Annotated in this window: 15 protein-coding genes and 2 pseudogenes; 8 read left to right on the plus strand and 9 right to left on the minus strand. The window is 54.7% G+C overall.

Annotation, left to right across the window (positions count from 1 at the left end):
- The first annotated feature begins 67 nt into the window (after positions 1-67).
- Entirely contained in the window at positions 68-505 is a 438-nt protein-coding gene (locus tag NOX35_RS03610) for a hypothetical protein (RefSeq protein ID WP_256495754.1), read from the plus strand.
- A gap of 66 nt (positions 506-571) precedes the next feature.
- Here NOX35_RS03610 and NOX35_RS03615 read toward each other — a convergent pair whose 3' ends face one another.
- The 4 genes and pseudogenes from NOX35_RS03615 to NOX35_RS03630 all read right to left on the minus strand — a co-directional run bounded on the left by NOX35_RS03615 (position 572) and on the right by NOX35_RS03630 (position 2,307).
- The gene (locus NOX35_RS03615; RefSeq protein WP_256495755.1) at positions 572-1,039 is read right to left on the minus strand and encodes an EF-hand domain-containing protein; all 468 of its coding nucleotides are present in this window, start codon (positions 1,037-1,039) and stop codon (positions 572-574) included.
- A 71-nt stretch (positions 1,040-1,110) separates the two neighbouring features.
- A pseudogene (locus NOX35_RS03620) lies at positions 1,111-1,518 on the minus strand (5'-nucleotidase); the annotation flags it as partial.
- 128 nt (positions 1,519-1,646) lie between these two features.
- Positions 1,647-1,895: pseudogene (locus tag NOX35_RS03625) on the minus strand (transposase); the annotation flags it as partial.
- A gap of 154 nt (positions 1,896-2,049) precedes the next feature.
- Positions 2,050-2,307, minus strand: a complete 258-nt coding sequence (locus NOX35_RS03630) for a helix-turn-helix domain-containing protein (protein WP_256495756.1) — start codon at positions 2,305-2,307, stop codon at positions 2,050-2,052.
- Positions 2,308-2,326: 19 nt separating this feature from the next.
- On the opposite strand from NOX35_RS03630, the gene NOX35_RS03635 reads away from it, so the two are divergent.
- The 3 genes from NOX35_RS03635 (at position 2,327) to NOX35_RS03645 (ending at position 4,520) form a co-directional block, all read left to right on the plus strand.
- Entirely contained in the window at positions 2,327-2,827 is a 501-nt protein-coding gene (locus NOX35_RS03635; protein WP_256495757.1) for a hypothetical protein, read from the plus strand.
- A 544-nt stretch (positions 2,828-3,371) separates the two neighbouring features.
- Positions 3,372-3,815 (plus strand): HAD domain-containing protein, encoded by a 444-nt coding sequence (locus NOX35_RS03640; protein ID WP_256495759.1) that lies wholly within the window; start codon positions 3,372-3,374, stop codon positions 3,813-3,815.
- 171 nt (positions 3,816-3,986) lie between these two features.
- A complete protein-coding gene (locus NOX35_RS03645) occupies positions 3,987-4,520 on the plus strand; it encodes an HAD domain-containing protein (protein WP_256496883.1) in 534 nt (177 codons plus the stop codon).
- 163 nt (positions 4,521-4,683) lie between these two features.
- Here the strand turns inward: NOX35_RS03645 and NOX35_RS03650 are convergent, their stop codons facing one another.
- Genes NOX35_RS03650 through NOX35_RS03670 form a run of 5 tightly spaced genes read right to left on the minus strand, consistent with a single transcriptional unit; the run spans position 4,684 to position 8,736 of the window.
- Positions 4,684-6,045, minus strand: coding sequence for an ATP-binding protein (locus tag NOX35_RS03650; protein ID WP_256495760.1), 1,362 nt, complete (start codon positions 6,043-6,045; stop codon positions 4,684-4,686).
- Positions 6,021-6,686, minus strand: a complete 666-nt coding sequence (locus NOX35_RS03655) for a response regulator transcription factor (protein ID WP_256495761.1) — start codon at positions 6,684-6,686, stop codon at positions 6,021-6,023. Before NOX35_RS03655 ends, NOX35_RS03650 begins: the two co-directional genes overlap by 25 nt.
- Positions 6,687-6,708: 22 nt before the next feature.
- The gene (locus NOX35_RS03660) at positions 6,709-7,467 is read right to left on the minus strand and encodes a hypothetical protein (protein ID WP_256495762.1); all 759 of its coding nucleotides are present in this window, start codon (positions 7,465-7,467) and stop codon (positions 6,709-6,711) included.
- A gap of 9 nt (positions 7,468-7,476) precedes the next feature.
- The gene (locus tag NOX35_RS03665) at positions 7,477-7,926 is read right to left on the minus strand and encodes a hypothetical protein (RefSeq protein WP_256495764.1); all 450 of its coding nucleotides are present in this window, start codon (positions 7,924-7,926) and stop codon (positions 7,477-7,479) included.
- A 27-nt stretch (positions 7,927-7,953) separates the two neighbouring features.
- A complete protein-coding gene (locus NOX35_RS03670; RefSeq protein ID WP_256495765.1) occupies positions 7,954-8,736 on the minus strand; it encodes a hypothetical protein in 783 nt (260 codons plus the stop codon).
- A 389-nt stretch (positions 8,737-9,125) separates the two neighbouring features.
- Here NOX35_RS03670 and NOX35_RS03675 point away from each other — a divergent pair, with 389 nt between their 5' ends.
- The 4 genes from NOX35_RS03675 (at position 9,126) to NOX35_RS03690 (ending at position 12,736) form a co-directional block, all read left to right on the plus strand.
- Positions 9,126-9,461 carry a PepSY domain-containing protein gene (locus tag NOX35_RS03675; protein WP_256495767.1) on the plus strand — a complete coding sequence of 112 codons (336 nt, stop codon included), beginning with the start codon at positions 9,126-9,128 and terminating at the stop codon, positions 9,459-9,461.
- A gap of 56 nt (positions 9,462-9,517) precedes the next feature.
- Positions 9,518-9,814 carry a hypothetical protein gene (locus tag NOX35_RS03680; protein WP_256495768.1) on the plus strand — a complete coding sequence of 99 codons (297 nt, stop codon included), beginning with the start codon at positions 9,518-9,520 and terminating at the stop codon, positions 9,812-9,814.
- A 486-nt stretch (positions 9,815-10,300) separates the two neighbouring features.
- Complete coding sequence (locus NOX35_RS03685) at positions 10,301-11,893, plus strand: glycosyltransferase family 39 protein (RefSeq protein ID WP_256495769.1); 1,593 nt, start codon at positions 10,301-10,303, stop codon at positions 11,891-11,893.
- Positions 11,894-12,028: 135 nt separating this feature from the next.
- Positions 12,029-12,736, plus strand: a complete 708-nt coding sequence (locus tag NOX35_RS03690) for a VIT family protein (RefSeq protein ID WP_256496884.1) — start codon at positions 12,029-12,031, stop codon at positions 12,734-12,736.
- Positions 12,737-12,900 lie beyond the last annotated feature (164 nt).

Raw genomic sequence — 12,900 nt, forward strand, 5'->3', positions numbered from 1 at the left:
CGTGGCCGATAACAGGGCGAGATAGCTGTTTTTCCGCCTGCACCTTTTTACTGCCGAGGGCCAAGCCATGCAAATTCCACCTCTAGACCGGACACAGACGCCCTGGCGTACCCAGGGTGCGGATTTGTATTCCACAGGTGCCTCTGGCGCCGCACCAGTGCGTCCCGTGAATGCGGTGAATGCCCCAGAGTCGGTTGACAAGATCGGCGAGGGCCGCACGGTGCGCGAACCCGAGAAGCCCTCGGCTCCTGATACCGAGAACCGCGACTGGACGCTGGCCGAGGAGGTCAAGCAAAAGGAAGAGGTGGAGGAGCCGCCCAAGGAGCCCATCTCCAAGCAGCTGATCGAGTTCATCCAGTCGATGTGGCGCGCCAGCGCCCAGGCGGTGGAGCAGGCTCAGGAAACCAGCAAGTCGGAAGATCTGCTGCAGAGCAAGCAGACGGCACGCAATGAGCCGCTGACTTATTCCGAGCCCCGGGTCAAGCGCAGCGGCAACGCCAAGTAAGGCGATTGCTTTGATTTTGAGAGCTGACTGCGCTTGATAATCAAGCGCTTCAGCTATTTTTATATCTTATTTGCTTTCGGGGTCAGCGCTCTCAGCTTCTGATTTGTGAGCGTCGTCCTTGGCTGGTGCAACTGCCACGGCTTCGGCGGCCTTGGCCTTTTCACGCGCTGCCCGGTATTTGACGGCAAAGGCGCGCACTTCCTCATAGGTGACGAAGCCGTCCTTGTTGGTGTCGGTCTCGTCAAAGGCGGCGGCCAGCTTGGGGATGATGGCCACTTCCTTGCGGCTGAGCTTGCCATCCTGATTGAAGTCCAGCATCTTGAACTGCTGCTGGGCCTTGATCTCGCCCTTGGAGAGCTGGGTTCCCTGTCTTTCACCGATCTTGTCGCCGGCGGTTTCCTCGGCGCGCACCGTGGGCAGCAGCAGCACGGCGCTGGTCAGCAGCACGCCCATGGCGGTCTTCATGACCGAGCTGCTGCGCGCGACGATGGGGTGGTTCTTGGCTTTTGACATAGCGATATAGATGAGGGCCATGACGGCATTCTCAAGCTCCGGCCCGCCGCACTTTCAAAGTTTTGCATTCGCTTGCCGGACTTTGCCAAGCTTTACGTAGGCAGAGCCGCCTTGTCATGGGCAATGCCGCTGCGCACATGGCCAGAGGGAACATGTCCGGCCGCATTGCGCACATGGCCGGTCTGGTCGTCGAAGAAGAAATCGGGCTCGAACTCGCGCAGAAAACCGCCCTTGGCCAGTCCGCCGAGGAACATGGCCTCATCGACATCGATCTTCCAGTCCATCAGCGTATTGAGTGCGCGCTCATGGGCCGGGGCGCTGCGCGCCGTGACCAGGGCCGTGCGCACGCGCATGCCGGCTACATCGGCCTGCTGCAGCCGGTGCAGGGCCGCCAGCAGGGGCTTGAACGGGCCTTCGGGCAGCGGCTGGGCGGCTTTCTCCAGCTCATGCTGCTGGAAAGCCTCCAAGCCCTGGGCCTGGAAGATGCGTTCGGCCTCGTCAAGGACTATGTTTGGCGCGATGCTAGCCAGAACTTCCATTTCAGAGGTACGTGACAGTTGGCTGTGATGGAGGGCCTAGCCACAACTTTACACCTTGGTGTCAATCCAATCTTGTGGCTAGCTACTGGCTCAATCTGGTAATGCTCGCGCAGACGTACCAGCATGGCTTGGTGCAAACGCTGCCAAACGCCATTGGCATTCCAGTCATGCAGGCGCCGCCAGCACGTCATACCACTGCCGTAACCCAAGGACTGAGGCAAGTCTTCCCATGGGATGCCTGTTTGCAGCACGAACAGAATTCCATTGAGCGCTGCTTCATCGCTCCCGGTGAGCCTACATGCGCCACCTTTGACGGAAGGAGTGAAGGCCGGGATCAAGGGCTACAGCTGTCGCCACAGTTCCTTGCCAACGGGTTGTCTTGCCATGAGGGCCAGATGCATAAATGCTTCCGGCTGATCTCAAAGGGAGGTAGCGTTAGCGGCTCAAAAGAGCACATATCTCGGCAATCAATCCCTGCAGCCGCTTTGCAGCCTACTGGTTCACTCGGCAGCGATATCTTTTCTCTATAGCTATCACTAGCTCTGAAAAATCAGTCTCTAGAGCTGCTGCCAGTCTAAAAAGCACAACAAGTGATGGCTGTGTCTGGGCGGTTTCAATTTTTGCCACGAATGTCCGGTGAACTTGCGCTCTATGCGCAAGTTCTTCCTGACTGATCTTGCATTTGCCGCGTCGATGCTTAATTTCGATAGCAATAGCGCCCTGTATTTCTATGTCGTTTGGACTTTTCATGGGAGGAAATGTCCAATGCATGAATCACTTATGCACCACCATTTATGGTGCAAAATGGCATCTAGATAGCAAACTTAAGTTCCTTGGAAAGGCAAAGATGTCCACCTCTGCAGAAATTTCGGTCGGGCTTACGTACGCTGAGGTTCAGCAAAAAATGCGTGCAAAGGATTGGTTAGAGCACCCCCTTGCAGACTTCTCGACTGATGAGCTTGAGAGGTTAGTTCCCTGTATCCAGAAATTAGAGAACTTCAGTTCCGATGCATTGCTGGGTGGTAGGTTAGGTCCTTTTTCCCTCGCTCCCGTGGCCCTTGTCTTTCACATATTTCGAAGACACCCTGCGTTGGCCAGTGCTCGGACAACTTCGCCAGAAATGCTTCCTGAGCGGCACATCGACAAGGGCCTGAAACTGTTCCTTTCATACGTTGAACAAGAGATTTCGTCTCGACGCCAACGCGTTGACAGTGGCACAGCCTTTGAAACTCTCATCGATGGGTTCGAAAAGATCCTCTCATCAGAGTAGTTTCGCCACAGTTTCGATCTGTCCACGTTACCGCCTCAACCGATTCTTCTCGAAGTCACAACGGATCTTTGTAATGAAAGTAGCACCCAAAGATTTCCCCTGGCAGCCATGCTTCAGCGCACTCTCTGGCACTCAACCGAAATTGAGCGTTGTAGAAATAGACGGTCGCTACTACTTAGACCAGCCAAGCGAAGATGAAATCTATCAACGGTATGAGATATGTGCTGATCTGGTTGAACAGCTTGTTGCGTACTGCAACAGGACAAAGCAGCCTAGCCACACCTGGGAGGCACTACTAAACGCAGTAGCACTTTCATTGACGCAAAAGTCTTGGGGTCTCACACCGGAAGAAAATGCGTGGATCATGAGCAAGTTGCGAAGTAGCTTTCCTACGTCACCCAACAAGTAAAGCAACACATGGTGGTCAGTTCACTGACGTGGGCAACTTCAAACTTAGACACACTGAAGGACAGGTAGCTCACATGCTGCTACCTCTAAGTACCCAAGCACTATGCTTAAGCCTCATCAATCAAGAGCACTGTTCTTGGACTTCGATGGAGTACTTCATCCGCCGGAAGCTATTGCAGGAGCCAGGCCTCCTCTCACCGCGAATCAGATCAGAAAGAGCTTTCCAGACACGTTTCAACATCTGCCAACTTTGCATGATCTTCTGCAAAAGCATGATGATGTTGCGGTTGTCGTCTCTAGCTCTTGGCGCTTGTTCCTTTCGGATGCAGAACTGATCGATTTGTTGGCGCCAATTTCAACGTGGTTTGCAGGTTCCTTAAGCAGATACAAGGGAAAGGATGAGGCTATACGTGATTGGCTGACGCATCATCAAGTAAATGATTTCGCTGTGCTGGATGATGTTGCCGAATTTTTCCCAGAAGGCTCAAAGTCACTGATTCTGTGTGACTCTAGGAGAGGCCTTTCTGACCCGTTGGTTCAAGGCAGAGTAAGGGAATGGCTCCAGTTGGCTAGCCACTGAAAGAACTGAATTGAGTATTCAGTTGATGCCTGCAACCGCTGGGTTTCATTTCCAAAAGGTCTAAGTAGCCAGAGCTCTTTAGGTCAGCTTGTGACCTTGAAGTATCGAGAGCTTGAAGTCGCCTGCTATTAAAAAACTGCACTTTTCCGAAGAAGATCGGCCATGACAAACATGCGTATCAGTAGGTCAGAGTCTCCAGGCTTGTCTAGTTGCGGGCCGGTGCTGTACCTCGATTTCGACGGCGTTTTGCATCACCATAATGTTCTCTGGTCAGCATCAAAGGGGCCCTACCTAGACGCATCGTCCAGTGACAGGCTATTCGAACATGCTCCTCTGCTGGTCGAGCTCTTGGAGCCTTATTCCACAGTCCGCATCGTTCTGTCTACTTCCTGGGCCATGAAGTACGGTTGCCATGGCGCCGCGCGTCGTCTGCCTCTTGAGCTACGCAAGAGGGTCATCGGGGCAACCTTTCACAGTCAGATGAATCGTGCCGAATTCGAATCAGCTTACCGAGGTATGCAGGTCTGGGCAGACGTGTTTCGTCGCCGCCCATCCGATTGGCTTGCGATTGACGATGACTATTTGCAGTGGCCCGTATGGTGTCGTGACAAGCTTGTCAGATCACACCCTGAAAAAGGTCTGGCGGATCCGGCGGTTGTAGAGCAGGTTCGACTTGGTTTGCTGAGGATCACCTACTCCCAATGACGCACTATTCTCAAACCGCCTTCAGGCTCACGAGGTGCACTCGACGCAGCTTCTCAGGTGCGACATAACTTGTTCATGAGCCGCTTTAATTAGCCCCCTGAAGGGGAAGCAGTGGAGGGTGTCAAAGATATATAGAGGCTGTCTGTCTATACAAAGGAGCTTATCAATACTTGATAGGAGCGATAACAGTAACAATTAAGCCAGTTTTCTGAACTTCATCTGCGAAGTCGAGGCTAATCTCTGCACCGACGCGATGCGCAATCGTCTGGACAATGGAAAGCCCAAGGCCAGATCCAATTTGCTCGCTACCCAGAATCCGGTAGAACGGATCAAAAACTCGAGCTCTCTCAGCGAAGGGAATGCCCGGCCCACTGTCCTGGATGCGTAGTTCGGCTTTTCCTCCCGACAGGCCCACTGAAAGATCGACCCGCCCACCCTCAGGGGTGTAGCGGATGGCGTTGTCGACTAAATTCTTGACCAAAGCGATCATGTCCAACTCGCTCGCCCACACTTCGGCGTCTTGATTGCCTTCGACACCGATGTCGATGTGCTTCGCATCGGCCAGCGGCATGAGGTCTTCCAGTACGCGACGATAAATGCGCTGGACGGATATCGGCGACTTCGGCAAGTCGCCAGCCGACTGCGCTTTGGCCAAAGTCAAAAGTTGATCCAGCAGGCTGCGACTACGCTCGATTCCCTGTCGCAGTACTGTCAGCCGCTCACGTACCAGCTCGGACATTTCTGCGTCCGCCAGCCGCTCCGCTTGCAGTGACATGGCAGTGAGCGGCGAGCGTAGTTCGTGAGCGGCATCTGCCACAAAGCGGCGCTGAGACTCCATCGTCTGACCAACACGAGCGAGCAGCCGATTGATCGCCACGGCAAACGGACGTACCTCGACTGGAAGGTTTCGGTCCTCAACGGGATGTAGTTCCTGATCGGCGCGCAGGTCGATTTCCCTGGAGAGAGCGGCAATCGGCAGGAACATCTTGCGCACTAGGTCCGCGACGATCAGCAGTAGCACCGGCATAAGAATCAAGAAAGGCATCACCGTGCGCAGCGCACCATCGCGCGCGATTTCATTGCGGAAGCCTGATTCCTGGGCAACGGCAATGCGTTCTCCGACAGCTGTTGTCTTGACCAGCACGCGAAAGGTCTCGCCACCAACCTCGAGAGTATGGAGTCCATCCGCAATGTTTTTTGGTAGTGGGAGCGTTCCACCTTCATCTACGCCTGCCGCAGATAAATTGGGATTGGCATCGTCCAAGCGCTGGACGATGACGCGAGATTCTTCGTCGACATCCTTAAGTCGGGTATCAGTAGTCGGTGTGGCTGGCGTCAGCCGCTGACGATCCATGAGATGTGCCACCTGTCGCAAAACATCGTCTTGTAGCTCATGTGCTTCGTCAAAGGCCGACAAGAAGGAGAAGATGCCTGCCACGATGGCCACTGCGATGATCGTCAGCGACAAGGTTAGGGACAGCTTGAGCTGAACCGATTCGTTCAAGCGCTTTTTGAAACCATCCATCCGACCCCCCTGACATTTTTAATGACCTCGCTGCCGAGCTTGCGCCTCAGTGCATGGATCAGAAACTCGACGGCATTGCTTTCGACTTCCTCCCCCCAGCCGTAGATTCGATCCTCGAGCTCGCTACGCGAGAGAATGGCACCAGGTCGCACCAGCAGAGCTTGGAGTAGCGAAAACTCACGGTTGGATAATTGCTGTGGTGAGCCGCCATTGACGCTGGCCTCCTTCGTGGCTGGGTTAAGCGAGACCACGCCATTGCTGAGGACAGGCGCTGCCGTGCCGCCCTTGCGCCGCAAGACGGCACGCATCCTAGCCAGCAGCTCCGCCATTTGAAATGGCTTAGACACGTAGTCGTCGGCGCCGCCATCCAGACCGCGTAGACGGTCATCTAGGCCATCGCGCGCCGTGATGATGAGCAGAGGGATCGGGTTGTCTTTGGCGCGGAGACTCGCCAGCACCTCCAGTCCATCCTTACCAGGCAGTCCCAAGTCGAGCAACACCAAATCATAGTGCTGGCAGCCCAATGTCGTCAGAGCCGTCTGCCCGTCCTTCACCCAATCGGCGGCATAGGACGAGTCCTTCAAGGCGCCCTGAATCGCATCACCAATCATTGGATCGTCTTCGACCAGCAATACTCGCATTCCCTCTCCGTTCCATCGTTGTTCAATGTGAAGTTCTGGCTGCCCGCTGCCTAAAGAGCAGGATCGCGATCAGCATGAAAGCCAGCAGAGCTGCCGATGCCGAATAGCGGCTCAGTGCCAGACCGCCCGCGCTCAGTGGCTTGTCCAGATAGTCCCCGACCACGGCACCCAGCGGGCGCGTCAGAATAAACGCCGTCCAAAACAGCAACGTACGAGACACATTCGTCCAGTAGTAGGCCGCCACGACCAAAACGAGCAGCCCGCCAAACACAACGGCCGCACCGGTGTAGCCCAACCCCACCGTATCAGCGGTCCAGTCGCCTAGCGCCGTACCCAATGTCTGGGAGAACATGATCGTCAGCCAATAGAAGGCTTCTGCCTTAGGTGAGCTGACCGTGTTCACAGATACGGTGCCGAGGCAGCGATACCAGACGAACAGCGAGCCGAGCAGCAATGCCAGCAGCACACTCGAGCCACCAGCGTAACCGATCCCGAGAGAACGATCCGCAAAATCTGCCAGTGTCGTGCCAACTGTCGTGGTGGCTATGATGGTGGTCCAGTACAGGAAGGGATGAAAGCCTTTGGCCTTGACCTGTGCGACAACAGCGGCCAGGAATATCACCGCGAAGATCCCCGTGCTCACAAGGTAGCCCAGGTTCATGGACATCGAGACAGCATCGCCTCCGGTCTCGCCGAGCGTCGTGGCGGCAATTTTGATTAGCCAGAAGCCCAGCGTGACTTCTGGCACCTTAGCCAGGGCGTGTTCAGTAGATGTTTTCATAAGGCACTCTCACTTTCCATCGAGCGTGTCGAAGGTTTTCAGCAGGGCAGCCATCGCAGACTTGATATCGGTCTCGCTCTGCTTTTCGGCGCGCAGCGCCGCAAGCGACTTGTCGATGGCCTTGTCAAGCACATGCCAGTCATCGGCGGCTCGCGGTTTCAGTCCCGCTTCGGCCGAGTCCCATGTGACCTCCAGATCCTTGATGCGAGCCTTGGCCGCGGGTAAGTCACCTTTGTCCACTATTCGGGCAACATCAGTGGCGATGCTGTGAAACGCCGATAGGTCGCCTAGTTTGGAAGCGGCTTTGCCTTGCATTGGCGTGGTAGCCGGCGCCGTTGTGGCAGACGCTCTGTTTGCGCTGTTCTGATCGGCGGGCTTCGAGCAACCCGCCGCCATGGCCAGAAGCAGTGCTGCCGACACGGCAGCCACAGGACGAACGAATGAGTGCTGTTTGAACATAATTTTTCCTTGAGCGTATAAAGATGGTTACTTGGCAGTTTGAGCAGAGCGGTTTCCGTTCATGCCGATTTGTGCAGCTGCCACCAGCATCACAATCACCGATAGGAACAAGGCACTGGTCCACATGGCGCCCATGCCAAGGCCTCCATAGGTTTTTGCCTGTGTCAGTAAGTCGCCGAGTGCGGCGCCGAAGGGGCGAGTCAGGATGTAGCCGATCCAGAAGGTCAGCACGGCGTTGCCACCCATGCGCCAGCCTGCATAGGTGAGACCGATCAGCGCACCAAAGGCGAGCGCACCCCAAGTGAAGCCTAGACCCAATGCCTCAGTCGCAAGATCTCCAGCTGCAGTGCCAAGGGCGAACGTGCACAAGATGGCCGCCCAATAGAACAATTCTCGGCTGCGCGTCACGATGTCATGGATGGACAGAGTACGTTCGACCCGATACCAGACGAAAAAAATTGTAGCTAGGGCTACAGCGAACACAGAAGTGCTGATGTATAAGCTGACGCCCAGACCATCGGTCAGTAAATCCGTGATTTGGGTGCCGACCACGCTGACCAGTACCACCGTTAGCCAGTAAATCCAAGGGGTGTAGCGACGGGTTCGCAGCTGGAAAAACAGGGCTGTCGCCAGCAGAGTGGCCATTACAGTGCGGGTCACACCCTGGCCTAAGCCCGCGTTAACTGCCAAGAAGTCGGCCCCAGTTTCCCCGACTGTTGTGGACATGATCTTGATGATCCAAAACGAGAGTGCGACTTCTGGGACTTTGTTGAGCCAGCCTGTGGGGTTGCTGGTGGGCAATTTGTTCATGGTTTTCTCCTGCCGATGTGAATCAATGACATCACTCTGGCTGGGCAAACTTAGCTAATCCTTAGCCTCACTCGTGACCCCATCCATGCTCAATCAGAATGCCAAAGATTCGGTGATAGATGCAGGAGGCAGTTTGATAACTGGGCTCCAGATATCACCGCAATTCGCGCGACGTCAGTCCGTAGGAGATTGCTGCACCCGTTGCAGCCACGACCATGTCGAGTGGGAAATTAACGATACGTACCCAGGCGATGGGAATACCCAACAAGGCCACTACCGTGACCCTTTGCCAGACGTAGACATAGACGACTGCATAGCTAAGTACAAGCTAAGTCTGCGTGGTTACTTTCTCCACCGTGCAAATCCCTGCACTCTTTTGGAGAAACATCATGTACCGCTACACCAAACTTTCCCTGCTGGCCGGCGTTATTGCAGCGACGGGGGCTGTGGCCTATGCAGCCAATGGTGGGATGGAAAATGACGCCTTGGCGATCAATAAGGCAAAGATTCCGCTCATCCAAGCCGTCACCGTTGCCGAGCAGCATGCAAACGGCAAGGCGTCGCGTGCCGAGTACGAAAACTCGAAGCATGGCTGGGTCTATGACGTGGAGGTCGTCAGTGGGGTAAAGGTCTTCGATGTCCTGGTTGATGCCGACAAGGGCACGCTCATTTCGTCTGCCGAGGACAAGGCGGATCACGATGTCGATCACGACAAGCGAGACTGACATCTCGGCAGCATGGTTGGATCGTCACTTAGGGGGCGATCCAGCCTGGAGACCTCTTGGAATCACTCAAACAAGCGCTCCTTCTGTGGCTCGATGCGCTCGAGCAATCGATCCAATGCGACCCTTCAAGAAGCGAAGAAGTGGCCACCGGATTTGCATCGAAAATTACGGTTCCTAAGGACCCGTTACTGACTTCCTGTTCTGGAGGAAGCGTTGTAGAGCAACGGTTGTTGCCGCTCCCAGCTGCATTGCGATCTAGCTCCATAGAAGTCAATGGAAGGATCACTAATCCATCCCAATCGGGAGGCAATTTCATCTTCCTCACGCTGACTTCTGGTTTGCAAATTCAATGAGTAGGAGATTTTTCTGCGCCGGGCCTAGTCTTCTGGCAATGCACTTCTGCTTCACAAGGTGAGCTAATTTTCTTCTTATTGGCGTTAGTCAACACTTCAATAACTCGAGCGCGCTGATCGGCATCAAAAAGACTGGCGGTCACCCTTAGCTGCAATGGGTAATAGGCGTTGCAAGTCTTCCACGCGACCAATGGGATCAACGAATACACGAGGATTCGAAGCATTGCAGCCTCATTGTGATGACATTTATTAAATGTTATCTCATGTAACAGATTGGTTCAGATTCCTTAAGAAATTGATAAGTTGCAAAGCCTAGATTCCCGCCAGCAATAACGGCTGGTGAGCATGTTCTGTACAAGCACATCACGGCCCGTTTAGCCAAAGGAGTCGATGATGTCGCTGGTAGAAATGCAAAGATTTGAGGCTGGAGCCTTTGGAGAGAGCGCAGCCGCTTCCATTGATTCACGTGGTCGTCTGATTTAGCTCATGAGGTCCGCCATCACTCTGGGCGTGCAGGTCTCACGCAGCAAGTTCAACGACACTCTGGCTTACGGCGCGGCAATGGCGCTGTGGCTCTTGGTTTTTGCATGGATTCGCCCATTGAGCGACCCGGATGAAGGTCGCTATGCCGTGGTGGCGTTAGACATGCTACGCACTGGAAACTGGGTGACCCCTCACCTCAACGGACTCCCCTTCTTTCACAAACCACCTCTGTACTACTGGCTCGCAGCCGGAGGCTATGAGTTGTTCGGGGTACATGCCTGGGTGGCACGCCTTCCGTCGATGCTGGGTGCATGGATGGCATCGATGACTCTGCTGGTTCTGGCCCGGCGCTACACAAACGCCTCGACAGCCTTGAGTGCTGCCATCATCTTCCTCACGATGCCGTTTGCCTATTTGGCCTCTCAGTATGCCAACATGGACATGCTGCTGGCTGGTTGCGTGTGTGCTTGCACAGCATGCGCATTCATTGCCACCATGGAGTCCCGGCTTGGCAAACACTGGCAGGCATGGATCACGGCGGCGGGCGTTTTTGCTGGTCTCGGCTTTCTCGCCAAAGGGCTCATTGGCCTAGTCTTGCCAGGCTTGGTGTGGTTCATTTGGATGCTTTGGGAGCGTCGCTGGAAACAGCTAGCGCTTCCCCTGTATCCACCAGTGTGGCTCGCAGTACTTGCTATAGCGGGACCATGGGCATGGTTTGCGCAAAAGCAGCATCCGCAGTTCTTTCATTATTTCTTTATCACGCAACATTTCCAGAGGTACACAGAGACGGGCTTCAACAATCCGCAACCCTGGTGGTTCTATCTGGGAGTGATCGCACTTGCCTGTTTACCGTGGACATTGTTCGGCATCTACATGCTCTTTAGGTGGTGGCAAACACGGCCGGTGGCTAAGCCACAGTCTGCGCCTCCTGATGGACAAACAAGTCTGGACCGCTATATGTGCGTCTGGTTAATCGCTGTAGTGGCTTTCTTCTCATTCCCCAGCAGCAAGATCGTGGGTTATGTACTGCCGGCCCTTGCGCCTCTTGCCTACCTTATTGCTCGAATCGGGCATGTGTCTCTCATAGGCAGTGGGGCAAAGATTGTGCGGCCGAAGTCCAAGCTGCCTTTGGTAATAGGTGTTGCCGCAATTCTTTGCGCGACACTGGCCGTCGGTTTCGGCATCAAAGGTGTTCCTCAGAAAGCTCGTTGGGATCGACTGGCCGCGCTGCCAGTGCAGCCTGGCGATCGGGTCATGATGCTCGGACAGCTTTACTACGGTGTGCCATTCTACCTGCACACCGACAAGGCCCCTTGGGTCGTCGATGCTTGGCAAGCAGCCAAAGCCTCAAAGTCCGACAACTGGAGAAAAGAGTTGCTGGATGCCGCTGATTTCTCACCAGATACTGCTCGCCATGTACTTCTGGACAAACAGGATGCAAACCATGTTTTGTGCACCGCCAAGCACCGAGTATGGGTTGTTGGCGAGCTCAAGGCAGCCAATCAAATGACACCTTCACTCTCCGGCTCTAAACCGATGCTTGAGCTGGGCTCTCGCGCCGTTTGGCTTTGGACACCAGACAGGGACCAATGCTGAATTTAAAGGCCCGCAGCAGCCGGCGTATTCAACCGATCGGTGCAATGGATCGATACTTCACTATAGGCCATGCACTCAAGCGCGTGCGCGCTGCCCTTTGAATTAGCAAAAAAGTTCAGCAAGCAACAACAACCGATGAAACCATCCCGATACTTGGCCCATCCAGAGCGCCACCGCACAGAACACATTGGCTGGCTTCGGGCAGCGGTCCTTGGTGCGAACGACGGCATTATTTCAACCGCTAGCCTCATCGCTGGTGTGGCTGCAGCCAATGCAAGTCATGGAAGCATCATCACAACGGCAGTTGCTGGACTGGTCGCTGGAGCGATGTCTATGGCGGCTGGTGAATTTGTCTCTGTTTCTACTCAGGCGGACACAGAGAAAGCCGATCTTGAACGTGAGCGAAAAGAACTTGCCTCAGACCACGAGGCAGAGCAGCGTGAATTGACAGCTATCTACGTCAGGCGAGGACTCGACTACAAGCTTGCCAACCAAGTCGCTACGGAGCTCATGAAGCATGATGCGTTAGGCGCTCATGCGAGAGACGAACTAGGCATCTCCGATGCACTGAGCGCAAAACCTTTACAAGCTGCACTCGCTTCCGCTGGGAGCTTTGCAGGAGGGGCAGCATTGCCACTTGCCGTTGTATTGATAGCTCCACAGGCAGACTTACTAGCCTGGACAATTTTGACTGCTCTTGCTTCTCTTGCTTCTCTCGGAGCTGTTGCGGCAAAAGTTGGTGGCGCACCAGTTATGAAAAGTGTCTGTCGCGTGACTTTCTGGGGAGCGCTCGCAATGGGTCTTACTGCTGGTGCAGGAGCGATTTTCAATGTGTCAGCTTAGCGAGCCTTTGTGCAACAAATGATCCCTTTGCGTATGGCTATGGCCCTGAGTCTGTTCCGAACTTCTTTAGACAGGGCCACTCGCTGGTTATTCATTGCCATCAAGCAACACAAAACTACAGCATCCGCTAGAGCCTTCCTGGCCGTAGTGCGCAAGGCAGCACC

Source organism: Comamonas sp. C11 (assembly GCF_024496285.1).
Classification (GTDB): domain Bacteria; phylum Pseudomonadota; class Gammaproteobacteria; order Burkholderiales; family Burkholderiaceae_C; genus Comamonas; species Comamonas testosteroni_F.